At 62.2% G+C, this 24,804-nt stretch carries 20 protein-coding genes and 1 pseudogene; 12 read left to right on the top strand and 9 right to left on the bottom strand.

Going from position 1 to position 24,804, the window contains the following annotated elements; all coding sequences use genetic code 11:
- Positions 1–164: 164 nt before the first annotated feature.
- Entirely contained in the window at positions 165–872 is a 708-nt protein-coding gene (locus tag M5B42_RS17945) for a 3'-5' exonuclease (RefSeq protein ID WP_248746598.1), read from the bottom strand.
- A complete protein-coding gene (locus M5B42_RS17940; RefSeq protein ID WP_248746597.1) occupies positions 869–2,803 on the bottom strand; it encodes a putative nucleotidyltransferase substrate binding domain-containing protein in 1,935 nt (644 codons plus the stop codon). The genes M5B42_RS17945 and M5B42_RS17940 overlap by 4 nt, the downstream gene beginning before the upstream one ends.
- 251 nt (positions 2,804–3,054) lie before the next feature.
- Between M5B42_RS17940 and M5B42_RS17935 the strand changes: the two genes are divergently transcribed.
- Positions 3,055–3,498 (top strand): response regulator, encoded by a 444-nt coding sequence (locus tag M5B42_RS17935; protein ID WP_103497087.1) that lies wholly within the window; start codon positions 3,055–3,057, stop codon positions 3,496–3,498.
- Between the two features lie 188 nt (positions 3,499–3,686).
- On the opposite strand, the gene M5B42_RS17930 is transcribed toward M5B42_RS17935, so the two are convergent.
- Complete coding sequence (locus M5B42_RS17930; RefSeq protein WP_248746596.1) at positions 3,687–5,864, bottom strand: malate synthase G; 2,178 nt, start codon at positions 5,862–5,864, stop codon at positions 3,687–3,689.
- Positions 5,865–6,469: 605 nt separating this feature from the next.
- Between M5B42_RS17930 and M5B42_RS17925 the strand changes: the two genes are divergently transcribed.
- Complete coding sequence (locus M5B42_RS17925) at positions 6,470–6,979, top strand: RICIN domain-containing protein (RefSeq protein WP_152741081.1); 510 nt, start codon at positions 6,470–6,472, stop codon at positions 6,977–6,979.
- Between the two features lie 20 nt (positions 6,980–6,999).
- On the opposite strand, the pseudogene M5B42_RS17920 reads toward M5B42_RS17925, so the two are convergent.
- Positions 7,000–7,166 (bottom strand): annotated as a pseudogene (locus tag M5B42_RS17920) (IS3 family transposase); the annotation flags it as partial.
- A 146-nt stretch (positions 7,167–7,312) separates the two neighbouring features.
- On the opposite strand from M5B42_RS17920, the gene M5B42_RS17915 reads away from it, so the two are divergent.
- Entirely contained in the window at positions 7,313–7,834 is a 522-nt protein-coding gene (locus tag M5B42_RS17915) for an ACT domain-containing protein (protein ID WP_248746595.1), read from the top strand.
- A gap of 216 nt (positions 7,835–8,050) precedes the next feature.
- Here the strand turns inward: M5B42_RS17915 and rarD are convergent, their stop codons facing one another.
- The 5 genes from rarD to M5B42_RS17890 all read right to left on the bottom strand — a co-directional run bounded on the left by rarD (position 8,051) and on the right by M5B42_RS17890 (position 13,960).
- Positions 8,051–8,938, bottom strand: coding sequence for an EamA family transporter RarD (gene rarD, locus M5B42_RS17910; RefSeq protein ID WP_248746594.1), 888 nt, complete (start codon positions 8,936–8,938; stop codon positions 8,051–8,053).
- Positions 8,939–9,040: 102 nt separating this feature from the next.
- Entirely contained in the window at positions 9,041–10,015 is a 975-nt protein-coding gene (locus M5B42_RS17905; RefSeq protein ID WP_152741079.1) for a serine/threonine protein kinase, read from the bottom strand.
- A 187-nt stretch (positions 10,016–10,202) separates the two neighbouring features.
- Positions 10,203–12,104 (bottom strand): PhoX family phosphatase, encoded by a 1,902-nt coding sequence (locus M5B42_RS17900; RefSeq protein ID WP_248746593.1) that lies wholly within the window; start codon positions 12,102–12,104, stop codon positions 10,203–10,205.
- Between the two features lie 158 nt (positions 12,105–12,262).
- Complete coding sequence (locus M5B42_RS17895; RefSeq protein ID WP_248746592.1) at positions 12,263–13,027, bottom strand: TOBE domain-containing protein; 765 nt, start codon at positions 13,025–13,027, stop codon at positions 12,263–12,265.
- 195 nt (positions 13,028–13,222) lie between these two features.
- On the bottom strand, positions 13,223–13,960 hold the full coding sequence (locus M5B42_RS17890) for a ComF family protein (protein ID WP_152741076.1): 738 nt from the start codon (positions 13,958–13,960) through the stop codon (positions 13,223–13,225).
- Positions 13,961–14,054: 94 nt separating this feature from the next.
- Between M5B42_RS17890 and bioB the strand changes: the two genes are divergently transcribed.
- The 9 genes from bioB (at position 14,055) to M5B42_RS17845 (ending at position 24,571) form a co-directional block, all read left to right on the top strand.
- Entirely contained in the window at positions 14,055–15,110 is a 1,056-nt protein-coding gene (bioB, locus tag M5B42_RS17885) for a biotin synthase BioB (RefSeq protein WP_100938536.1), read from the top strand.
- A 16-nt stretch (positions 15,111–15,126) separates the two neighbouring features.
- Positions 15,127–16,317 (top strand): 8-amino-7-oxononanoate synthase, encoded by a 1,191-nt coding sequence (gene bioF / locus M5B42_RS17880; protein WP_248746591.1) that lies wholly within the window; start codon positions 15,127–15,129, stop codon positions 16,315–16,317.
- A complete protein-coding gene (locus tag M5B42_RS17875) occupies positions 16,310–17,041 on the top strand; it encodes an alpha/beta fold hydrolase (protein ID WP_103497077.1) in 732 nt (243 codons plus the stop codon). The genes bioF and M5B42_RS17875 overlap by 8 nt, the downstream gene beginning before the upstream one ends.
- On the top strand, positions 17,034–17,846 hold the full coding sequence (bioC, locus tag M5B42_RS17870) for a malonyl-ACP O-methyltransferase BioC (protein ID WP_248746590.1): 813 nt from the start codon (positions 17,034–17,036) through the stop codon (positions 17,844–17,846). The genes M5B42_RS17875 and bioC overlap by 8 nt, the downstream gene beginning before the upstream one ends.
- Positions 17,843–18,523, top strand: a complete 681-nt coding sequence (bioD, locus tag M5B42_RS17865) for a dethiobiotin synthase (RefSeq protein WP_248746589.1) — start codon at positions 17,843–17,845, stop codon at positions 18,521–18,523. Before bioC ends, bioD begins: the two co-directional genes overlap by 4 nt.
- Before the next feature lie 151 nt (positions 18,524–18,674).
- Complete coding sequence (locus M5B42_RS17860) at positions 18,675–18,968, top strand: pyrroloquinoline quinone biosynthesis protein PqqE (RefSeq protein ID WP_152741071.1); 294 nt, start codon at positions 18,675–18,677, stop codon at positions 18,966–18,968.
- 390 nt (positions 18,969–19,358) lie between these two features.
- Positions 19,359–21,164 (top strand): phenylacyl-CoA dehydrogenase, encoded by a 1,806-nt coding sequence (locus M5B42_RS17855; RefSeq protein WP_103497073.1) that lies wholly within the window; start codon positions 19,359–19,361, stop codon positions 21,162–21,164.
- A 228-nt stretch (positions 21,165–21,392) separates the two neighbouring features.
- The gene (locus tag M5B42_RS17850; RefSeq protein ID WP_248746588.1) at positions 21,393–22,685 is read left to right on the top strand and encodes a GGDEF domain-containing protein; all 1,293 of its coding nucleotides are present in this window, start codon (positions 21,393–21,395) and stop codon (positions 22,683–22,685) included.
- Between the two features lie 89 nt (positions 22,686–22,774).
- Positions 22,775–24,571 carry an acyl-CoA dehydrogenase C-terminal domain-containing protein gene (locus M5B42_RS17845; protein WP_248746587.1) on the top strand — a complete coding sequence of 599 codons (1,797 nt, stop codon included), beginning with the start codon at positions 22,775–22,777 and terminating at the stop codon, positions 24,569–24,571.
- Positions 24,572–24,804: the final 233 nt, after the last annotated feature.

The raw sequence follows: 24,804 nt of genomic DNA, 5'->3' as shown, positions 1-24,804 counted from the left end.
GCGGGCAAGCCCTGCTCCTACAGTTCTATGTCGTGCGCCAAATCTGTGCTCGACGCAAAACTGTAGGAGCAGGGCTTGCCCGCGAAGAGGCCCTTGAGCCTTGCACCGCCCATGCGGCCGCCATCGCCGGCAAGCCGGGCTCCTACAAGGGGATGTGGCAGGCTTTAGAAAGAGGGGCTCTGCTGACGACGTTTCCACTGTCCCAGGCGTTGTTGCAGCTTCAACGGGCTATCGATCTGCTGCTGCCGCGCCCGGCTGAACAGGATCAGCGCCAGTTCGGCGGTGGCCAGGGCGTCGGCGCTGGCGTTATGCCGCTCCTCCACCTGCAACTTGAAATGGTCGATCCAATCGTCCAGCCCGGCTTCGCGCAAGGTCGCTTGCGGGCATAACAACGGCGCGATATCGGCGACATCAAAAAATGGATGTTGCAGGCGATACCCGAGGCTGTCTTTCAGCGCACGGGTGAGCATGTGCTGGTCAAAGGGCGCATGGAACGCCAGCAGCGGGCTGTCGCCGACGAACTCCATAAACTCCAGCAATGCTTGCGCCGGATCGCTGCCGGCGGCCAGGGCACTCGGCCCCAGGCCATGGATCAGCACGCTGGGGTTGACGCTCTGCCCAGGCCGCAACAACGTCCGTTCAAAGCACTGCCCCAGGTCGATGGCGCCGTCTTCGATCACCACCGCGCCGATGGACAGCACCTGGTCGCGGTTCAGGTTCAGGCCGCTGGTTTCCAGGTCGAGGACAACCCAGCGCTGTTCCCGCAGCGAACACTCGCCCAAGGACTTGGCGGCGGGCAGTTGCCTGAGCCGCGCCTGTGTCGCGGCATCCAGTGTCGGCTCGTTGGCCCTCAGCCAGGAAAACAGCTTCATAGCTGATACCGCAGGGCCAGGCTGCTTTGCAGGCGTTGGGCCTGGCGCAGGGCTTCACGCAGGATGCGTCGGTCCAGCTGGTTGAGGCTTTCCGGATCGACCCGATTGGAATACGGCAGATTCTGCCGGGTCTGCAGTTGATGTTGCTGCAAGCGGGTCTGCTGGATGAAGTGATAGGCCTCTTCATAAGCCGCGCCGTCGAGGCTTTCGATGACTTCCTTGGCTACCAGTTGGCGCAGGCGTTCGAGGGTATTGCTGGCCTCGATACCATTGGCCAGCGCCAGCAGGCGGGCACCGTCGACGAACGGGGTCAGGCCCTGGACTTTCAGATCGAGCGTGGCCTTGTCGCTGCCGTTGCGGCTCAGCACGAACTCACGCAAACGCCCCACCGGTGGGCGCTGGCGCAGGGCGTTTTCGGCCATCATGCGTTGGAACAGCCGGTTGTCGGCGACCTGGGCGAGGATGCCCTGGCGCAGTTGCTGGCAGGCCTGTTCCTCGCCCCAGACCACCCGCAGATCGAAATAGATGCTCGAGGCCAGCAGGTTCTCCGGCGTGGCTTCGCGAATAAAGGCGGAGAAGCGCCGCGCCCATTCGGCCCGCGACAGGCACAGCTCAGGGTTGCCGGCCATGATATTGCCTTTGCACAGGCTGAAGCCGCACAGCGCCAGGCTCTGGTTGATCTGCTGCGCCAGGGGCAGCAGCTTGCCGCGAATCTCGGCGGCATGGGCGGCGTCGCGGGCCTCGAACAGGATGCCGTTGTCCTGGTCGGTGTACAGCGTCTGCTCGCGGCGGCCTTCGCTGCCGAAGCACAGCCAACTGAACGGCACGCCCGGGTCGCCTTTCTCGGCCAGGGTCAGTTCGATGACCCGGCAGACGCTGTGGTCGTTGAGCAGGGTGATGATCTGGGTGATCTGGGTCGATGACGCACCGTGGGCCAGCATGCGTTCCACCAACTGGCCGATCTCGCCGCGAATGGCGATCAGGTTGTCCAGGCGCGCCGCGCTGCGGATGGTCCGCGCCAGGTGTACCAGGTCGACCCGTTGCAGGGAAAACAGGTCGCGCTCGGAGACCACGCCGCACAGGCGCTGCTCCTTCACCAGGCAGACATGGGCGATGTGCCGTTCGGTCATGGCCATCGCGGCGTCGAAGGCGCTGTGGTCCGGGGTCAGGGCGAAGGGGGCCTGGGTCATGTGTTGGTCGATGGGCTGGTTGAAGTCATGGACGCCGTCGGCCACCACCTGGCGCAGGTCGCGCAGGGTGAAGATGCCGAGTGGGGCCTTGGCCTCATTGACCACCACGATGCTGCCGACCTGCTGCTCGTGCATCAGGGTCACCGCTTCGCGCAGCGGGGTGCTCGGGCTGCAGGTCACCGGATGACGCATCGCCAGCTCGCCGAGGCGGCTGTTGAGCGAGTACTGGGTGCCGAGGGTTTCCACGGCCTTGCGCTGGACTTGCTGGTTGACCTGGTCCAGCAGGCTGCTGACGCAACGCAGGGCAAAGTTGCGAAAGGTCTCGGAGGACGAGAACAGCTTGATGAACGCCGGTTTGTTCAGTTGCAGGCAGAAGGTGTCTTCACCCGCCAGGTGTTCGGTGCGGGTGGCCCGCTCGCCGAGCAGCGCGGCGAGGGGGAAGCACTCGCCGGTGGTGATTTCGAAGACGGTTTCGCTGCCGCCCTTGGCCGTGTGCGGGCGCTCGCCGACCACTCGTCCCTGCTTGACGATATAAAAGTGCTCCACCGGCCCGTCGGCGGGCTTGATGATGCTCTCGCCCGTGCTGTAGAAACGCAGTTGACACTGTTCAACCAGATAGGCCAGATGGGCGTTCTCCATCTGATTGAAGGGTGGGAATCGCTGCAGGAACTGCAAGGTGCCGTGGATGTTTTGCAACACCGCGGTCTTCCCGGCCTGGGTGAAGGCATCCGCTTTGCTCATGACCGCTACCGATTTTTGTCCGTTGTTATGGGCGCGAAGAATCGCCGTTCTACCCATGGTCGGCCCCCGCTTCCCGGGTGCCCATTGGACGTAAGTCTAGGTTTGAGAAATGGCCTACAGTTGAAGAAGCAGATTCTTAACAAATATCGACTTGGAAAACTTTCCGACGAAGTGCACATTGAGCATCCGTTTAGCGATGTCTGAGCACTGTGCTAGGGGATTGGATTGCCGAAGGGATACCAGAGAGCCGTATGTCTGACCACGATATTTTAAGCGATGCCGAGCGCGAGGCCATTCTGCAGGTGATGCAGGCACCGCAATTGTCGTATCAGCGGGTCCTGATTGTCGATGACGACCAGGATGCCCGGGAGTTGCTGTCGGAAATTCTCGCCCTCCACGATATCCACTGCGTGACCGCCGCCAGTGGCGCGGCGGCCTTTGCGTTGCTGGAGTCCAACCGCGGCATCGGTCTGCTGATCACTGATTTGCGCATGGCCGATGATGGCTTGGACCTGATCCGCAAGGTGCGCGGCTCGGAGCGGGCGGCGCTGCCGATCATCATCGTCTCCGGCAATGCCCAGGTGCGTGATGCCATTGATGCGATGCATTTGAGCGTGGTGGATTTCTTGCTCAAGCCCATCGATACCACGCAGTTGCTGAAGCTGGTCAAGCGTGAGCTGGGGATGGTGGCTTAGGCCCTGTAGGAGCGAGCTTGCTCGCGATGGTGGCCCAGGCACCGTGGGGTATCAGATGCCCAGCGTTATCGTTGACGCCCATCGCGAGCAAGCTCGCTCCTACAGGGAGCGGTGTCTTGAGGCGACCGGAATGAAAAAGCCCTGATCGTTACCGATCAGGGCTTTTTCTTTTCGCCATCAGCGCGGGATTACAGGCCGTTGCGGGCCTTGAACTCACGACGCCGACGGTGCAGTACCGGCTCGGTGTAGCCGTTGGGCTGTTTGGTCCCTTCGATCACCAGTTCGACCGCCGCCTGGAAGGCAATATTGCTGTCGAAGTCCGGGGCCAGCGGGCGGTACAGCGCGTCACCGGCATTCTGCCGATCGACCACCGGGGCCATGCGCTTGAGGCTTTCCATGACCTGGTCCTGGGTGACCACGCCATGGCGCAGCCAGTTGGCGATGTGCTGGCTGGAAATGCGCAGGGTGGCGCGGTCTTCCATCAGGCCGACATCATGGATGTCCGGCACCTTCGAGCAACCGACACCCTGGTCGATCCAGCGCACCACGTAGCCGAGGATGCCCTGGGCGTTGTTGTCCAGCTCGCTGCGGATCTCCTCGGCCGACCAGTCGGTATTGCTCGCCAACGGGATGGTCAGGATATCGTCGAGCGAAGCCCGCGCGCGTTTGGCCAGTTCGGCCTGGCGGGCGAACACGTCGACCTTGTGGTAATGCAGCGCATGCAACGCGGCCGCGGTCGGCGACGGGACCCAGGCGGTGTTGGCGCCGGCCAGTGGATGGGCGATTTTCTGTTCGAGCATCGCCGCCATCAGGTCGGGCATGGCCCACATGCCTTTACCGATCTGGGCGCGACCTTGCAGGCCGGTGCTCAAACCGATATCGACGTTCCAGTTCTCGTAGGCGCCGATCCATTTTTCCGTCTTCATGGCGGCCTTGCGCACCATCGCGCCGGCTTCCATGGAGGTGTGGATCTCGTCGCCGGTGCGGTCGAGGAAGCCGGTGTTGATAAACACCACGCGCTCGCTGGCGGCCTTGATGCAGGCTTTCAGATTGACGGTGGTGCGTCGCTCTTCGTCCATGATCCCGACTTTCAGGGTATTGCGCGGCAGGTTCAGGACCTCTTCGATACGGCCGAACAGCTCGTTGGTGAACGCCGCTTCTTCCGGACCGTGCATCTTCGGCTTGACGATGTAGACCGAGCCGGTGCGGCTGTTCTTGCGCACGCTGTTGCCGTTGAGGCTATGGATCGCCGCGAGGCTGGTGATCAGGCCGTCGAGGATGCCTTCGGGCACTTCGTTGCCATGGCTGTCGAGAATCGCATCGATGGTCATCAGGTGACCGACGTTGCGCACGAACAGCAGCGAGCGACCGTGCAGGCTCAATTCACTGCCGTCGACGGCGGTGTAGCGGCGGTCGGCGTTCATGGTCCGGGTGAAGGTGGTGCCGCCCTTGGCGACCTGTTCCGCGAGGTCGCCCTTCATCAGGCCGAGCCAGTTGCGGTAGATCACCACCTTGTCATCGGCATCGACGGCGGCGACCGAGTCTTCGCAGTCCATGATGGTGGTCAGGGCCGCTTCCATCAGCAGGTCCTTCACGCCGGCGGCATCGGTCTGGCCGACGGGGCTGCTGGCGTCGATCTGGATTTCGAAGTGCAGGCCGTGGTTTTTCAGCAGGATCGCGGTGGGGGCTGCGGCAGCGCCCTGGAAGCCGATCAACTGGGCGTCGTTGCGCAGGCCGCTGTTGCTGCCGCCCTTGAGGGCGACCACGAGTTTGCCGTCGACGATCTTGTATCCCACGGCGTCGACATGGGAGCCGGCGGCCAGGGGCGTGGCTTCGTCGAGGAAGGCGCGGGCGAAGGCGATGACCTTGTCGCCACGGACCTTGTTGTAGCCTTTGCCTTTTTCCGCGCCGTCCGCTTCGCTGATGGCATCGGTGCCATAGAGTGCGTCATACAGCGAACCCCAGCGGGCGTTCGAGGCGTTGAGGGCGAAACGCGCGTTCATCACCGGCACCACCAACTGTGGGCCGGCCATGCGGGCGATCTCGTCGTCGACATTCTGGGTCGTGGCCTGGAAATCCGCCGCTTCTGGCAGCAGGTAGCCAATGTCTTGCAGGAAGGCTTTGTAAGCCACGGCGTCATGGGCCTGGCCGGCCCGGGACTGGTGCCAGGCATCGATCCGGGCCTGGAAATCATCGCGTTTGGCGAGTAGGGCCTGGTTCTTCGGGGCCAGGTCATGGATGACCTTGTCGGCGCCGGCCCAGAACTGGTCGGCGGTCAGACCGGTACCGGGAATGGCTTCGTTATTCACGAAGTCGAACAGGACTTTGGCGACCTGAAGGCCACCGACTTGAACGTGTTCAGTCATTGCTTGCCTCACTCTGCTCAGCTATTCAGCTCTTCTGTTTAAAGCCTTGCGTGCTTCTCTGAACACAGTACCAGAACATGCCCTCGCGGGCGGCTGGGCTCGCCCGGCCGACCTGAGCCGGCGGGGCTTTCCGTGGTTTCACAGACACTCGGGCAGACGTCCATCCAACGTTATGTAGTGCGTGCCGGCGCATACTACATGATGCATTGCGGTTGTGAAAATTAGACTAAATACGTCGTTTCGCGACCAGTGGGTTCTGTCCGGTCACGCAAAAGCCGCTAATGTTCTCAAGAAATGTATGGATTGTTCCAGATAAATCTGAAAATGGTACACGATTTGTTTTTCCGTACGGCGCCGTGGTGTGTGGTGGGGATGGTGTGGAAGCGTGCCTGATCTTTCGAAGGGCAGGCCCGATGTCATCCGCTTGTCCGTATCTTGCGCGTACAGGGCCTGGTCGAGCTTGTACCTTTCCTCATCAAGCTACACTGAGGGCTTGGGTATTGTGTGTCAGCCGGTTGTTGGCAAGCTTCCTCGGTTCTTCGCCATTGCTGTCTTCATTGCTGTTACCTCAATCAGCAAGAACCAGTAAGTAAAGGAGAGCCTTTATGAAAAAGAGTACCAATACCCCTGAACCTGCAACGCCAGATCAGGTGCTTGAGGATGGCTCGGTTGGGGCGTTAAGCCTTCCAGCTGAGCCAAGAAAAATATTCACGGCTTTAAATGAAAGAAGTTTTCTCTTTCATCATAGCGCTAGTAATCCTGATCTTAGGATTACCACTAGGGATAATTTGTTATTCGCATTGTGGACGTTTAATACTACCGAGTCGTCGCCTGTCGGTGTGTGGGAGGGAGAGATTCAATGCTTTCCGTTTAACGCGTACATGACTGCAAAAGGCACAGATGTCGTCGTTGTCGAGAAGAATGGGGAAAATAATCAAATTTGGATAATTAGGCGCTCGGGAAGCCGTTTTGTAACTATTGAAAGCAGCGTGAGCAGATTCCTCTTGGCGGTCGATGACTCCAGTACAACAGATGATACGCTGGTCATTCTCAGGGGTGGTCCTCATATCCCCGCTGAAGATTTCATGATAGGTATTAACGCTGTACAGCCCTGACAAGAGCAGACAGTTGCGCTTCAAACGGCCCTGGCTGGGTTCCAGTATTTCCGGGTAAGTTCAGCCAGGGCCGGGTAAGCAAGTCGTGAGTGGCGGCGTTGGCGATGATGGATGAGTTCGTTCTTCAGCGCCCCCAAAAGCTTTCTATCAGTGCCTTGTCGAAACAGTTGCCCTTGCGTGACATCGAACGATGCATCTTGAACTACGTTTTGATGTATATCAGCCATTACTGAGAGCCCGGCTCGAAAGATCGAGTTATATCAATCCCCCAAGTGCCCACGGGTGTGGCCCGCTTGCCTATACTGGAGCGACCAACGACAAGAGGGCTATCCCGTGGACCATCTCGTACTGACAGTATTCGCACCCGACAAGGCCGGCCAGGTCGAGCAGATTGCCCTGTGCATCGCCGAGCACGGCGGCAACTGGCTGGAAAGCCGCATGTCGGGCCTGGCCGGGCAGTTTGTCGGGATTGTCCGGGTCGAGGCACCCGCCGAGGCCCATGACGCGTTGATCAAGGCACTCCAAGCCCTCGCCAGCCAGGGGATTCAGATTCAGGTGATTCCCGGTGGCGGCGAAGCGCCCGGCCGCTGGAAACCCATCGCGATGGAACTGGTGGGCAACGATCGCCCGGGCATTGTGCGGGACATCACCCGCTTGCTGACGGAACAGGGCATCAACCTGGAGCAACTGGTGACCGACGTGAGCCCCGCGCCCATGAGCGGCGATCCTTTGTTTCATGCCGAGGCGATCCTGGCGGTGCCGTATGACCTGCCGCTGGAAGCCTTGCAGTCGGGCCTGGAAACCCTGGCTGATGAGCTGATGGTGGAGTTGATGCTGCGCAGTGACGAAGAGTGAAGCGGGTTATCCAGTTTTAACGGGGACGGGCCTGTGGATAACCTGGGGAGAGCCGGCGCCCGACCAGGCCGGCCGGGGCTTTCCAGGAGCTGAGCAAAAAACGAGCAGTTTCAAGGGCTTGTGCACAAACGGCGTGGACCGGCTTGTGGATAACCTTGGGGTAGAAGCCTGCAGCCCAGGTGGAGCAAGGCTTGCAGGATTTTGTGTGTTTTTTGATCAGCTGCGCTTGCGCAGGCTGAGCCAGGCATCGACGCTGTACACCGCCAGTCCCGTCCAGATAAACACGAAGGCCATCAGGTTGCTGGCGGTCAGGTGTTCGTCGTACAGCAGCACGGCCAGCAGCAACACCAGGGTTGGCGCGATGTATTGCAGGAAACCCAGGGTGGTGTAGGGCAGGTGACGCGCCGCCGCGTTGAAGCTCACCAGCGGGATCAGCGTGACCGGGCCGGCGGCGATCAGCCACCAGGCTTGCGAAGTGCTCCAGAATTCGGCCTGGGCGCTGGTGGCGAGCGGATTCAGCAACAGCCAGCCGATGGCGATGGGCACCAGCATCCAGGTTTCCACCACCAACCCCGGCAGGGCCTTGACCGGTGCCTGTTTGCGGATCAGCCCGTAGAAACCGAAGGTCAGCGCCAGCACCAGGGAGATCCAGGGCAGGCTGCCGACCTGCCAGACCTGCTGCGCCACGCCCACGGCGGCGAGGCCGACGGCGATCCATTGCAGGCGGCGCAGGCGTTCGCCCAACAGCAGCATGCCCAGCAGCACGTTGACCAGCGGATTGATGTAGTAGCCGAGGCTGGCTTCGAGCATGCGTCCGTTATTGACCGACCAGACGTAGGTCAGCCAGTTGGCGGCGATCAGGGTGCCGCTCAGGGCCAGGATAGCCAGGCGGCGCGGGTTGTCCCGCAGTTCGCGCCACCAGCCCGGGTGTTTCCAGACCAGCAGCAGCAGGGAGCCGAACAGGGCGGACCAGAGCACGCGGTGGATGATGATCTCGACGGCCGGTACGGCGGCGATGGCTTTGAAGTAGATGGGGAACAGGCCCCAGATGATGTAGGCGCTGAGGCCAAGGATGTACCCGCGACGCGGGTTGGCGGCTTGCATGCAGAGTCCTTGCTTAGGCTGCTAACTAATTTCTTGTAGGCGTTTTATTTTATTGTATGGGGATGACGCCCTTGCGGGCATCAGCAAATCCTGCCACAACCGTCAGAATAATTTCAGAGGTTCTTCATTCAGCGCGGAGAGTTGTTCGCGCAAGGCCAGGACCTGGTCGCCCCAGTAGCGCTCGCTACCGAACCACGGGAAGCTGTGGGGAAACGCCGGGTCGTCCCAGCGGCGGGCCAGCCAGGCGCTGTAGTGCATCAGGCGCAGGGCGCGCAGGGGTTCGATCAGCGCCAGTTCGCGGGGATTGAAGTCGTGGAACTCGCTGTAGCCGTCCATCAGTTCCGACAGTTGGCCGAGGCATTCCTGGCGGTCGCCGGCGAGCATCATCCACAGGTCCTGCACCGCCGGGCCCATGCGGCAGTCATCGAGGTCGACGATATGGAACATCTCGTCGCGGCACATCATGTTGCCGGGGTGGCAGTCGCCGTGCATGCGGATGTTCTGGTGCGGGGTCTCGGCGTAGACCTGTTGCACCCGCTTGAGCAGGTCGCGGGCCACGGATTCGTAGGCCGGCAGCAGGCTGCGGGGAATGAAGTTGCCTTCCAGCAGGGTGGTCAGCGAGTCTTCGCCGAAGTTCTTCACCCCGAGGGCTTCGCGGTGTTCGAACGGACGGGTGGCGCCCACGGCGTGCAGGCGGCCGAGCAGTTGTCCGAGGCGATAGAGCTGGTCGAGATTGCCCGGTTCCGGGGCCCGGCCGCCACGCCGGGGGAACAGGGTGAAGCGAAAACCGGCGTGTTCGAACAGGCTTTCGCCGTTGTGGATCATCGGCGCGACGACCGGGACGTCGCAGTCGGCCAGTTCGAAGGTGAAGCGGTGTTCTTCGAGGATGGCCTCGTTGGTCCAGCGCTGGGGGCGGTAGAACTTGGCGATCAGGGGTTCGCCGTCTTCGATGCCCACCTGATAGACACGGTTTTCGTAGCTGTTGAGCGCCAGGACCCGGGCGTCACTGAGAAAGCCGATGCTTTCCACGGCGTCGAGCACCAGGTCGGGGGTGAGTGTTTCAAACGGGTGGGACATGCTGACTCCTGCGAGCGGCAGGCGGCCGCGTCCGGCCAAGCATGTTAGCGCACCGGGGCGTAGAAAGGTGTCGGCTGTTCCGGCTTCTTCGCGGGCAAGCTCCGCTCCCACAGGTTTTCCGTCGTATGCGGTATCCAGTCTCGACTCAAATACTGTGGGAGCGGAGCTTGCCCGCGAAGGCGGTTGATCAGGCGCCGATAATCCCGCCATCCTCCCGCCGGATCGCCATCACCGATGAGCGTGGCTTGCCGTTCGGCAGATGCTCGGGAAAGGTCGAGTTGCCGGCTTCACCCGGATGCTGGATGCCGACGAACAAGGTCTTCTGATCTGGCGAGAAGCTGATACCGGTCACTTCGCAACCCACCGGGCCGACCATGAATCGACGGATTTCCCCGCTGGCCGGATCGGCGCAGAGCATCTGGTTATTGCCCATGCCGGCAAAATCCCCGGCGTTGCTGTAGTCGCCGTCGCTAAGGATCCACAGGCGGCCGGCCTTGTCGAAACCCAGGCCGTCGGGGCTGTTGAACATATTCTGCGGGGTGATATTGGAAGAGCCGGCCTTGGCCGTGCCGGGATGTGCCGCCGGGTTACCTGCTACCACGAACAAGTCCCAGCCAAATGTGTGGGCGCCATGATCATTGCCAGCGGCCTGCCAGCGCAGGATCTGTCCGTAGACATTCTTCTCCCGGGGATTCGGTCCGCCGGCCGGCATGCCGTCCTCACCACGCTTGGCGTTGTTGGTCAGGGTGCAATAGACCTGGCCGTCGATGGGGCTGACGACGATCCACTCCGGACGGTCCATGCGTGTCGCCTTGACCACGCTGGCGGCCAGCCGGGCATGGATCAGCACTTCGGCCTGGCTGGTGAAACCGCTGCCTGCGTCGATGCCGTTCTTGCCGAAGGTCAACTCGACCCATTCACCCGAACCTTTCGGACGATCCGGGTTGCCGTCGCCGTTGTCGAAACGTGCGACATACAAGGTGCCGTGATCCAGCAGGTCACGGTTGGCTTTGGGGTGCTTGTGGTTGATCTGGTCGCGGCTGATGAACTTGTAGATGAACTCACCGCGTTCATCGTCGCCCATATAGACCACGGCGCGGCCGTCACGGGTTTCGGCCAGGGCGGCGTTCTCGTGCTTGAAGCGACCCAGGGCGGTGCGTTTGACCGGGGTGGACTGCGGGTCGAACGGATCGATTTCCACCACCCAGCCATGACGGTTTAGTTCATTGGGGTTCAGGGCCATGTCGAAGCGCGGATCGTGAGCGTGCCAGTTGATCTCCTTGCTGGTGGCCACGACGCCATAGCGCTTTTGCGCGGCATCGAATTTCTGTTCGGTATTGCTGCTGCCGAAGCAGTCGGTGAAGTTCTCTTCGCAGGTCAGGTAGGTGCCCCAGGGTGTCTTGCCGTTGGCGCAGTTCTGGAAGGTGCCGAGGACTTTGCGCCCCTGCTTGTCGGCCTGGGTCTGCAACCAGGGGTGACCGGCTGCCGGGCCGCCGAATTTGATCGGTGTGTTGCCGTGGATCCGCCGGTTATAGGCCGAACCCTGGACGAAGTGCCATTGGTCGTCCTTGCGCTGTATTTCGATCACCGACACGCCTTCGCTGGCCTGGGCCTTGCGCACGTCTTCGAGGGATTGCGGCTGGCCGCCATGGGGATAGAGGTAGCGGTAGTTGGTGTATTCGTTGTTGATCGCCATCAGCGCCCGGTTGTCGTCGCCGGGGAAGGGGAACAGGCTCATGCCGTCGTTGTTGTCGCCGAACTGGACTTCCTGGGCCTTGGCGCTGCCGTTGCCGCTCGGGTCGAAGGCCGGGCCGTTCTTGGCCAGGGGTTGGCCCCAGCTGATCAGCACTGAGGAGGTATAGCCGGGTGGCAAGGTCAGGGTGTCGCTGGTGGCGGCGGCGATGCTGTCGAAACCCAGCAGTTGGCCGGAGGCGGCGCTGGCGCTGGCAGCCATCACGCTGCGGCTCAACAGGTTGCCGCCGAGGAACATCGCCGCGCCGCACAAGGCGCCGGCACTGATAAAGCCACGACGGCTGAGGCCGACCATCTGTTCCAGGTCGGTGGGTTGGTTTTCTTCTAAGAGCTTCATGATCAGGCTCCCTGCGGGTCAGGGGGTCACCTTAGTAATGCGTTGTGACGGATTTGTTGCAGGAAAAGCAGGGGATCGCTGCGCGATCGATCGCCGGCAAGCCGGCTCCTACAGGTGGGATATGTTCTTCTGTAGGAGCCGGCTTGCTGGCGATGGCGTCATAACGGTGTACCCAAAATCACCAGGGACGGCGCAAACACCGTCTGCGCCGGGCTTCCCACCCTCAGGCCGAGGTTTTTTATCTGCTCCGGTTGCGCCAGCGCACAGAGGATTTGTCCGTTCGGCAGGGCGATTCTGACCTCCGAAGGGCCATCTTCATCCTCGGAAATGTCCTCGATTTGACCGCTTAGAGAATTGTGTCCGGATTTTGCGGGATGCCCGATCGCACTCAATTCCAGCCAACCGGCCTTGATCAGGGCGACGACTTCGGTGCCGCTCTCCAGTTCCAGGCGTTGGGTGCTGTCGTGGGTGATCTGTGCCTGCAGCGTAAGTCCGCCGGCCAGGGCCAGACGCACAAGGTCGTTGCGCCCGTGGTGGGTGATGTCCTGCACTGTGCCGTGAAGCTGGTTGCGGGCACTGGTGCGCAGCATCAGGCGGCCGAGCAGGTCGAGGTCGCCGCTGTCTTCGGCGGCTTCGAGGACCTGGGCCTGGAGGGTTTGCAGGCGTTGATAGAGACGCAGCACCCGTTCGCCTTCCGCCGACAGCTTGGCGCCACCACCGCCCTTGCCGCCGACACTGCGCTCCACCAGGGGCTTTTGCGCCAGGTTGTTCAACTCGTCGATGGCGTCCCAGGCCGCCTTGTAACTCAAGCCTGCGCTTTTCGCGGCGCGGGTGATGGAGCCCTGTTCGGCGATATGTTGCAGCAGGGCGATACGCTGCGGGCGGCGGACGATGTGTTGGGTCAGCAGGACGGGCAGGGACATGGGGCGGACTTCGGGCGGCGGGGGTATTGGGCAAGGTGCCTCTCGGTGCTTTCGACGTCAAGCCGCCGCAAGCCAAACGCGGTTTCTGTGGGAGCCGGCTTGCTGGCGATGGCGGCCGTCGGGGCGCCACAAGGCTCAAGGGCCTCTTCGCTGGCAAGCCAGGCTCCTACAGGTTTTGTGGTGTCTTTGGGGAGGTTAGCGATTTTCCGGGCTCGGTGTACGCGCCAGGCAATAGACATCGACCCGCCGCGCTCCCGCCTTCATCAGCAAGCGGGCCAGGCTTTCGGCGGTGGCACCGGTGGTCAGTACATCGTCCACCAGCGCCAGGTGCAGGCCTTCGACCTCCGCGCCAGGCGCCAGGGCAAAGGCATTCAGCAGGTTGCGTCGGCGAGCCCTGGCGTCCAGTTCCTGTTGCGCGATAGTGTCCTGAACACGCCGTAAACGCTGTTCATCTGCGGAGATTTCCAGGCTCTGGCTCAGCCAGTTCGCCAGCATCGCCGCCTGGTTATAACCCCGCTGACGCAAGCGCCGGGTCGCCATGGGCACCGGCAGCAACAGGTCCGGTCGCGGCAAGCCATCGTCAAAGCGCTCGCGCAACGCCTGGGCCAGCAATTCACCCAGCAGTCGCCCCAGCGGCCATTGGCTCTGGTGCTTGAAGCGGGTGATCAGGCTATCCAGTGGAAAGCGATAGGTCCAGGGCGCAATCACCTGCTCGAAGGCTGGCGGCTGCTTGAGGCACTGTCCGCAGGTCAGCCCCGTCGCCGCCAAGGGCAGGGCGCAGACCTGGCAGGCCTCCATCAGCCAGGGTAGTTCGCTCTCGCAGGGCGTACAGATCGGGTGGGGTGTATCGGTGGTTTCATCGCACAACAAACAGGTCTGTTTGTTTTTTAACCAGATGTAAACCGGTCCTTCGTATCGTGGTTGACAGCGCATGAGTCTTCCTTAAATATGCCGAGCATCCGTGTCGCGCCTGTGGGTATTCCTTTGCCCCAGACGCTTGCCCAGCATAAAACAAGGAACTCCGCCGATGAGCGCCAGCATCACCGCCACTTTGCGTCACGATTGGTCTTTGGCCGAGGTCAAGGCTCTGTTCGTCCAGCCGTTCAATGACCTGCTGTTCCAGGCCCAGACCGTGCACCGCGCGCACTTCGACGCCAATCGCGTGCAAGTGTCGACCCTGCTGTCGATCAAGACCGGCGCCTGCCCGGAAGACTGCAAGTACTGCCCACAGTCCGGCCACTACAACACCGGGCTGGAAAAAGAAAAGCTGATGGAAGTGCAGAAGGTGCTGGAAGAGGCCGCGCGGGCCAAGGCCATCGGTTCGACCCGTTTCTGCATGGGCGCGGCGTGGAAACACCCGTCGGCCAAGGACATGCCGTACGTGCTGCAGATGGTCAAAGGGGTCAAGGCCATGGGCCTGGAAACCTGCATGACCCTGGGCAAGCTCGACCAGGACCAGACCGCCGCCCTGGCCGACGCCGGCCTGGACTACTACAACCATAACCTCGACACCTCGCCGGAGTTCTACGGCAGCATCATCACCACCCGTACCTACGGCGAGCGCCTGCAGACCCTGGCCTATGTTCGTGATGCCGGGATGAAGATCTGCTCCGGCGGTATCCTCGGCATGGGTGAGTCCCTCGACGACCGCGCCGGGCTGCTGATCCAGCTGGCGAACCTGCCGGAACACCCGGAGTCGGTGCCGATCAACATGCTGGTGAAGGTTGCCGGTACGCCGCTGGAAAACGCCGATGATGTCGATCCGTTCGATTTCATCCGCATGCTCGCGGTGGCGCGGATTCTCATGCCGCAATCCCACGTTCGCCTGTCGGCGGGCCGTGAGGCGATGAACGATCAGATGCAGGCCCTGGCGTTCTTTGCCGGCGCGAACTCGATCTTCTACGGCGATAAATTGCTGACCACCGCCAACCCGCAGGCCGACAAGGACATGCAGTTGTTCTCGCGCCTGGGCATCCTCCCCGAAGCCCGTGAAGAGCACGCTGACGAAGTGCACCAGGCGGCCATCGAGCAGGCGCTGGTGGAGCAAAAGAGCAGCGAGCAGTTCTATAACGCCGCTGTCTGATCCCGCGAGGCCTTGCATGCCCTTCGATCTCAGCGCCCGGCTGTCCGCCCGGCGCGCCGAAAACCTCTATCGCCAGCGCCCGTTGCTGGAGAGTCCGCAAGGCCCGCAGGTGGTGGTCGATGGCCAGCCCCTGCGGGCCTTTTGTAACAACGACTACCTGGGCCTGGCCAATCATCCGCAGGTCATCGAAGCCTGGCAGGCCGGCGCGGCGCGCTGGGGTGTCGGCGGCGGTGCTTCGCATCTGGTGATTGGTCATAGCGGGCCGCATCACGCCCTGGAAGAGGCTTTGGCCGATCTCACCGGGCGCCCGCGGGCGCTGCTGTTCACCACCGGTTATATGGCCAACCTCGGTGCGGTCACGGCCTTGGTCGGGCAGGGTGACACGGTGCTGGAGGACCGTCTCAACCATGCGTCGCTGCTGGATGCCGGATTGCTCTCGGGCGCGCGCTTCAATCGTTATCTGCACAACGACGCCGCCAGTCTCGCCAAGCGTCTGGAAAAGGCCACCGGTAATATCCTGGTGGTCACCGACGGGGTCTTCAGCATGGACGGCGACCTGGCCGACTTGCCGGCCCTGGCCCGCGAAGCCCGGGCCAAGGGCGCCTGGCTGATGGTCGATGATGCCCACGGCTTCGGCCCGCTGGGGGCCAACGGTGGCGGGATCGTCGAGCACTTCGGTCTGAGCCAGGAGGACGTGCCGGTACTGGTCGGCACACTGGGCAAGGCCTTCGGCACGGCGGGCGCCTTTGTCGCCGGCAGTGAAGAGTTGATCGAAAGCCTGATCCAGTTCGCCCGCCCCTATATCTACACCACCAGCCAACCGCCGGCCTTGGCCTGCGCGACGTTGAAAAGCCTGGAACTGTTGCGCACCGAGCACTGGCGGCGCGAGCACCTGAATGCGTTGATTCGCCAGTTCCGCCAGGGCGCCGAACAGATCGGCCTGACCCTGATGGACAGCTTTACCCCGATTCAGCCGATCCTGATCGGCGACAGCGGTCGGGCGTTGCGCTTCTCGCAGTTGCTGCGTGAGCGCGGGCTGATGGTGACGGCGATTCGTCCGCCGACCGTTCCGGCGGGCAGTGCCCGGTTGCGGGTGACCTTGTCCGCGGCCCACAGCGAGGCGCAGGTGCAGCTATTGTTAGAGGGGCTGGCCGCGTGTTTCAGCCTGTTGGGCCCCTTTGATCCAGTGGAGCCAAACCATGCGTGATCGTCTGATCCTGTTGCCCGGTTGGGGCCTCGGCATCTCGCCGCTGGAACCCCTGGCGGCGGCCTTGCGCGGGCTGGATGAGCACTTGCGGGTGGAAATCGAACCCTTGCCGGAACTGGCCAGCGGCGATCCCGAAGAGTGGCTCGACGAACTGGACGCCACCCTGCCGGACAATGCCTGGCTGGGCGGCTGGTCCCTGGGCGGTATGCTCGCCTCGGCGCTGGCGGCGCGGCGTGGCGAGCGCTGCTGCGGTCTGCTGACGTTGGCGAGCAACCCGTGTTTTGTGGTGAGTGACGACTGGTCCGGGGCGATGGCCAACGACACCTTCGACCTGTTCCTGGCCGGCTGCCGCGCCGATCCGCAAACGACCCTCAAGCGTTTCAGCCTGCTCTGTGCCCAGGGTTCGGCGGACCCGCGCGGCCAGGCGCGACTGCTCCTGGCCGGTGCGCCGCAGACTACCCCCGAGACCCTGTTGAACGGGCTGGAGGTGCTGGCACAACTGGATACCCGCCAGGCCCTGCAGGCTTTTCGCGGTCCGCAATTGCACTTGTTCGCCGGCCAGGATGGCCTGGTGCCGGCCGAGGCCGCCAGTGATTTGCTGGCGCTGCTGCCGGATGTCGAAATCGGCCTGATCGAACAGGCCGGCCACGCCTTTCTACTGGACGACCCCCATGGAGTGGCCGGGGCGATCCAGGCCTTTTTGCATGAGTCCGGTGATGACTGATCTTTCCCACCCTGTCTTGCCGGGCGGCTTGCCCGACAAGCGTCAGGTTGCTGCCTCGTTTTCCCGCGCGGCGGCCAGCTATGACAGCGTCGCCCAATTGCAGCGCGATATCGGTCATGAATTGCTCGCACGCTTGCCGGATGAGTTGAGCCCGTCCCGTTGGCTCGATATGGGCTGCGGTACCGGCTACTTCAGCCGGGCCTTGGCCGTTCGTTTCGAGCAGAGCGAAGGCGTGGCACTGGATATTGCCCAGGGCATGCTGGAGCACGCGCGTCCGCTCGGCGGTGCCCGGCACTTTGTCGCCGGGGATGCCGAGCGCCTGCCATTGCAGGCCGGCAGTTGCGATCTGGTGTTCTCCAGTCTGGCCGTGCAGTGGTGTGCCGATTTTGCCGCGGTACTCGGCGAGGCCCACCGGGTACTGCGACCGGGCGGCGTGATGGCCTTTGCCAGCCTGTGCGTTGGCACCCTGCACGAGTTGCGGGAAAGCTGGCGGGCGGTGGATGGCCTGGTGCACGTCAACCGCTTCCGGTTGTTCAGCGACTATCAGCAGTTGTGCCGGGACAGCGGTTTGCGCGTGGTCAGCCTGGAAAGCCGGCCGCAGGTGCTGCACTACCCCGATGTGCGCAGGCTGACCCATGAACTCAAGGCGCTGGGCGCGCATAACCTCAATCCTGGCCGGCCGGGCGGTTTGACCGGGCGGGCGCGGATTCTCGGGTTGGTGCAGGCCTATGAAGCGTTTCGCCAGGCCGAGGGTTTGCCGGCGACCTATCAGGTGGTCTACGCCATTCTGGAGAAGCCATTATGAATGCTGCCTATTTCATTACCGGCACCGACACCGATGTGGGCAAGACCACGATTGCCGCCGGGTTGTTGCACGGGGCCCGTCAGGCCGGCCTGAGTACCGCGGCGGGTAAGCCGGTGGCGTCCGGCTGTGAGGTGACGCCCGAAGGGCTGCGCAACGCCGATGCCCTGGCGTTGCTGGCCGAATGTTCGCTGCCGCTGGCCTATGCCGAGGTTAATCCAGTGGCCTTCGAGCCGGCGATTGCCCCGCATCTGGCGGCGCGCGAGGCGGGGGTGAAGTTGACCGTGCAGTCCTTGCTGGGACCGATGCAGCGGATATTGGCCAAGCAGGCCGACTTCACCCTGATCGAAGGCGCCGGGGGCTGGCGGGTGCCCTTGGCGGATCAGGCCAGCCTGTCGGATCTGGCCCAGGCGCTGGCCTTGCCGGTGATCCTGGTGGTGGGGGTACGCCTGGGGTGCATCAGCCATGCCCTGCTGACCGCCGAAGCCATCGAGCGAGATGGTCTGCAACTGGCCGGCTGGGTCGCCAATATCATCGAGCCGAAGACTTCGCGCCTGGAAGAGAACCTCGCGACCCTGGCCGAACGCCTGCCGGCGCCTTGCCTGGGACGGGTGCCGAGGCTCAAGGTGGCGAGCGCCGAGGCCGTTGCGCAGTACCTGCAGTTGGATCTGCTGGATTAGACGCCGAGCTGCGGCGTCTGCGGGTTGGTTGAGGCTTCCCTAAGACTCTGCCTATCAACAGGCAATCTGCCATTATTGTTTTTGACGGGTGTTTCTTTGACAGGTCTGCTTAAATGCAGACTGTCGATCCCGTATTCAGTCGAGTCTGCCCATGGAAATCTCAGGAAATACCGCTGTTTATGCCGGTCTGAGTACTATTCGGTCCGGGCAGAACCGCGTTGACCAGTCGGCCAGTCAAGTCGCCGATACCATAGACGGACGCTCGCTGAAGAGCCAATCGTCCGATACCCAGGTCAACCGGCTGCTGTCGGTGGACCGCAGCCAGCAAGATCTGTCGAGCACCATGGTGGACATGACCCAGGGCAAGCTTCAGGTCGAAGCGGGTGCCAAGGTGGAGAAGGCCGCGGATCAGGCCCTCGGTACGTTGATCGATACCTACGCTTGATAGCTTCACCTCTCCATTAGAATTGAAACGCGATCCTGTGTAGGAGCTGGCTTGCCAGCGATGGCGGCCGATAAGTTGATGCAAGACTTACTGGCCTCATCGCCGGCAAGCCAGCTCCTACAAGGGGTTGTGTGTTTTCAAGTCCTCTGCATCAGCCCTCCCCTCGCATAACCCGCCTCATCCTCGACTATTCTCTAATGACGCGCCCCCTGGCTGCCCCTACGGCGGCCGGCCTTTTCCTGCGCCTCCTTCATCCATGTATGACGAATGGACTATGAACGACACTTGACAAGAATTGAGCGCAAACGTATGTTTCAAACAACCGTTTGACCGGCGTGGCAAATCGACGCGGTCGCTCATTCCAGGATTCATCAGCAGAGGTTTATCGCTATGCCTGACTACAAGGCCCCCTTGCGTGATATTCGCTTCGTCCGTGACGAGCTGCTCGGTTACGAAGCGCACTATCAGAGCCTGCCGGCATGCCAGGACGCTACCCCGGACATGGTTGACGCCATCCTCGAGGAAGGCGCCAAGTTTTGTGAGCAGGTACTGGCCCCGTTGAACCGGGTCGGCGACACCGAAGGTTGCACCTGGAGCGAGTCCGGCGTTAAGACGCCCACCGGTTTCAAGGAAGCCTACAAGCAGTTCGTCGAAGGCGGCTGGCCAAGCCTGGCCCACGACGTCGAACACGGCGGCCAGGGCCTGCCGGAGTCCCTGGGCCTGGCGGTCAGCGAAATGGTCGGCGAAGCCAACTGGTCGTGGGGCATGTACCCGGGCCTGTCCCATGGCGCGATGAACACCATTTCCGAACACGGTACCCCCGAGCAGCAAGAGGCCTACCTGACCAAGCTGGTCTCCGGCGAGTGGACCGGCACCATGTGCCTGACCGAACCGCACTGCGGGACCGACCTGGGCATGCTGCGGACCAAGGCCGAGCCTCAGGCCGACGGTTCCTACAAGGTCAGCGGCACCAAGATCTTCATCTCGGCCGGTGAGCACGACATGGCCGACAACATCGTCCATATCGTCCTGGCCCGCCTGCCGGATGCCCCGGCCGGCACCAAGGGTATTTCGCTGTTCATCGTGCCCAAGTTCCTGCCGAACACCGACGGTAGCGTCGGTGAGCGCAATGCCGTTTCCTGCGGTTCCCTCGAACACAAGATGGGCATCCACGGCAACGCCACCTGCGTGATGAACTTCGACGCGGCCACCGGTTTCCTGATCGGCCCGCCGAACAAGGGCCTGAACTGCATGTTCACCTTCATGAACACCGCTCGCCTGGGGACCGCGCTGCAAGGCCTGGCCCACGCCGAGATCGGTTTCCAGGGTGGCCTGAAATATGCGCGCGAGCGTCTGCAGATGCGTTCCCTGACAGGCCCGAAAGCGCCGGACAAGGCCGCCGACCCGATCATCGTGCACCCTGACGTGCGTCGCATGCTGCTGACCATGAAGGCCTTCGCCGAAGGCAACCGGGCAATGGTCTACTTCACCGCCAAGCAGGTCGACATCGTCAAGTACGGCCAGGATGAAGAAGAGAAGAAGAAAGCCGACGCACTGCTGGCCTTCATGACTCCGATCGCCAAGGCGTTCATGACCGAAGTCGGCTTCGAAGCCGCCAACCATGGCGTGCAGATCTACGGCGGCCACGGCTTTATCGCCGAGTGGGGCATGGAGCAGAACGTTCGCGACAGCCGCATCTCCATGCTGTACGAAGGCACCACCGGTATCCAGGCCCTCGACCTGCTGGGTCGCAAGGTGCTGATGACCCAGGGCGAAGCGCTGAAGGGCTTCACCAAGATCGTCCACAAGTTCTGCCAGGCCAACGAAGGCAACGAAGCGGTCAGCGAGTTTGTCGCTCCGTTGGCGGCCATCAACAAGGAATGGGGCGAGCTGACGATGAAAGTCGGCATGGCCGCGATGAAGGACCGTGAAGAAGTCGGTGCCGCTTCGGTGGACTACCTGATGTACTCCGGTTATGCCTGCCTGGCTTACTTCTGGGCCGACATGGCGCGCCTGGCTGCCGAGAAACTGGCTGCCGGTACCAGCGAGGAAGGCTTCTACACCGCCAAGCTGCAGACCGCGCGTTTCTACTTCCAGCGCATCCTGCCGCGTACCCGCACTCACGTGGCAACCATGCTGTCGGGCGCGAACAACCTGATGGACATGAAAGAAGAGAACTTCAGCCTGGGCTACTAAGCCTCACTGAGCCTTCTGCAAAAGCCGCTTCGCCTTCGGGGGAAGCGGCTTTTTTGCGTGTGGCCCTTGGCGACGGGCGGAGAAAAAATTCCTGACTAAATCGCTAAGAAGAATCGCCGCGCTGCCGTTAAAGAGATGGCATTTGTGACTGATGTCACATTGCCGTACCTTAGGTTTTACAATACAGGCACAATGCCATTTATTGCGTTGCCGGTCGGAGCTTTACCCTTGCCGCGTTCTTCCACTGTCCATGCTGGTCATTTTTTACCCTCCCTCCTGTTGTTGCTTGCGGGGCTCGCGGCTGCCTACGTCAAGGAACTCAACGTCTTCTTCACCTCGCTGTTCAATGTGCTGCCGACCCTGGTTTTGCTGCTGGGCGGGTCCTACTGCGCGGTGTATCGACGTCAGCGCGAACTGTTCCTGATGGTGACGGTGTATATCGCCTATTTCCTGCTCTCCACCCAGACCGATTATTACCGTGATCACGGCAAGGTCCGCGAGGACGCCGCGGTGGTCTTCCACCTCTGTTGCCTGCTGCTGCCCCTGCTGTTTGGCGTGTACGCCGCCTGGGAGGAGCGCACGCACCTGTTCCAGGACATGGTCGCGCGGTTCGCCGTGCTGCTGGCGGTGGGCAGTGTGGCATTGGGCCTGGAGCAGAGTTATCCGCAGACCTTGCTCGACTGGCTGGCGGAAATCCGCTGGCCGGCGCTGCACGGGGACTGGATGAGCCTGATCCAGCTGTCCTATCCGGTGTTCTTCGCGTCCTTCCTGTTGCTCACGGTCCAGTACTGGCGCCACCCGCGACCGCTGCACGCGGCGCAACTGACCGGGCTGCTGGGGTTGTTCTGGATGTTGCCCAAGACCTTCATCCTGCCGTTCACCCTGAATATCATGTGCAGCCAGGTGATGTTGATGATTGCCGCGGCGGTGGCCCATGAGGCTTATCAGATGGCCTTCCGCGACGAGCTCACCGGCCTGCCGGGACGCCGCGCGCTGAACGAACGCATGCAGCGCCTGGGGCGCAACTATGTGCTGGCGATGACCGACGTCGACCACTTCAAGAAATTCAACGACACCCACGGTCACGACGTCGGCGACCAGGTGTTGCGCCTGGTGGCGAGCAAGCTGGCGAAGGTCAGCGGTGGCGGTCGTGCCTATCGCTATGGCGGTGAAGAGTTCGCGGTGGTGTTTGCCGGCAAGACGCTGGAAGAGTGCATGCCGCACTTGGAGGTCATTCGCGAAGTGATCGCCAACTACCATATCCAGTTGCGCAACCAGGACAATCGTCCCCAGGACGACCAGCAAGGGCGTCAACGCCGGGCCGGCAGTGGGGCGACCAGTGTCTCGGTGACCGTGAGTATCGGGGTCGCCGAGCGTCAGCCGGAGCAGCGTACCCCGGAAGAAGTGCTCAAGTCCGCCGACCAGGCGCTCTATGCCGCCAAGGGCGCGGGGCGTAACTGCGTGGTCGCGGCAGGACAGACCCGGCGTGGCGCGGTTCGCACGGGAGAAGCTGTCGGCTGAGTGATGGTGGAGCATTCAGCGGTTGGACGGTGATTGTCCGGGGCCGGGCAGGGCAGTAGGTTGGGGTATCTGCTGCCGGAGAAATGACCATGCCTGAGTACAAAGCCCCGCTACGGGATATGCGCTTTCTGATCGACCATGTTTTCGATTTCCACGCCCACTACCTCGCCCTCGGCGCCAACGATGCCAGCCCCGATATGGTCGGCGCGATCCTCGAAGAGGGCGCGAAGTTCTGCGAGCAGGTGCTGTCGCCGCTGAACCGCTCCGGGGATGAAGAAGGCTGCCATTTCGACAATGGCGTGGTGACCACGCCCAAGGGCTTCAAGCAGGCCTTTGCCCAGTATGTCGAAGGCGGCTGGCATGGCCTGGCGGCGGACCCGGCCTATGGCGGGCAAGGCCTGCCGCTGTCCCTGGGGCTGGTGATCAGCGAGATGATCGGCTCCAGCAATACTTCCTGGGGCATGTACCCGGGCCTGACCCACGGCGCCATGTCGGCGATCCATGCCCACGGCACCGAGGAACAGAAAAACACCTACCTGAGCAAACTGACCGAGGGTCGCTGGACCGGCACCATGTGCCTGACCGAGGCCCATTGCGGCACTGACCTGGGGCTTATCAAGACCCGCGCCGTGCCCCAGGCCGACGGCAGTTATGCCATCAGCGGCAGCAAGATCTTCATCTCCGCCGGTGAGCACGATATGAGCGAGAACATCGTGCATCTGGTGCTGGCCAAATTGCCGGACGCGCCGGCGGGGACCAAGGGCATTTCCCTGTTTATCGTGCCCAAGTTCCTGGTCAATGCCGCCGGTGATGCGGGCGAGCGCAATGGTGTGCAATGCGGCTCCATCGAGCACAAGATGGGGATCAAGGCTTCCGCGACCTGCGTGCTGAACTTCGATGATGCCAAGGGCTATCTGATCGGCGAGGCCAACAAGGGCCTGAACTGCATGTTCACCATGATGAACCATGCCCGGCTCGGCACCGGGATGCAGGGCCTGTGCCTGGGCGAGAGCAGTTTCCAGGGCGCGGTCCGGTACGCCAACGACCGTCTGCAAATGCGTTCGCTCACCGGTCCCAAGGCACCGGACAAGGCCGCCGACCCGATCATCGTCCATCCCGATGTGCGGCGCATGCTGCTGACCATGAAGGCTTTCAACGAAGGCAACCGGGCGCTGACCTACTTCACCGCACAGTGGCTGGATGTTGCCCATCTGGGTAGCGATGCGACCCAGCGCCAGGAGGCCGAGGACCTGCTGGCCTTCCTGACCCCGATCTGCAAGGCCTTTATGACCGAGACCGGTCTTGAGGTGACCAACCATGGGATGCAGGTGTTTGGTGGCCACGGCTTTATTCGTGAGTGGGGCATGGAGCAGTTGGTTCGTGATTGTCGGATTGCGCCGATCTATGAGGGTACCAACGGGATTCAGGCGTTGGATCTGCTGGGGCGCAAGGTGCTTGGCAGCCAGGGTAAGTTGCTGCGCGGCTTTACCAGGATCGTGCACCGGTTCTGTCTGGCGAATGCCGGGCATCCGCAGCTCAAGGGCTATGTGGAGCAGCTGGAGGGGTTGAACCAGCAGTGGGGTGAGCTGACGACTCAGGTCGGGATGGCGGCGATGAAGAACCCGGATGAAGTGGGGGCGGCGGCGTTGGATTATCTGATGTACAGCGGCTACATCATTCTTGCTTACCTCTGGCTGCGCATGGCGCTGGTGGCGCAGGCCCAGTTGGAGGAGGGTAGTGGTGATGCCGAGTATTGCCAGGGCAAGCTGGCGACTTGCGAGTTCTACTTCAAGCGGTTGTTACCGCGCACGACTGCCCATCGGGCGGCGGTGGAGGCGGGGAGTGAGTGTTTGATGCGTTTGCCGGCGGAGTTGTTTGCGCTGTAGCTGCTTTCGAGTGAGGCTGAAGGAGTGTGGGCGATCTTGAGGGCCTCTTCGCGGGCAAGCCCTGCTCCTACAGGTTTTGTGTTGTGCGCAGATATCGTGCCCACCGAAAAACTGTAGGAGCAGGGCTTGCCCGCGAAGGCGTCAGAACAGACACCTCATGCCTCGGATATGCGCGTGACTAAAAATAACAAAAAAGTCACGCATAGACCCTATGTGTCGTAAAAGTTGTTAGG

Source organism: Pseudomonas sp. MWU12-2037 (genome assembly GCF_023242345.1).
In the GTDB taxonomy this organism is placed as follows: domain Bacteria; phylum Pseudomonadota; class Gammaproteobacteria; order Pseudomonadales; family Pseudomonadaceae; genus Aquipseudomonas; species Aquipseudomonas gingeri_D.
This window is presented reverse-complemented; position numbering and strand designations above follow the sequence as displayed.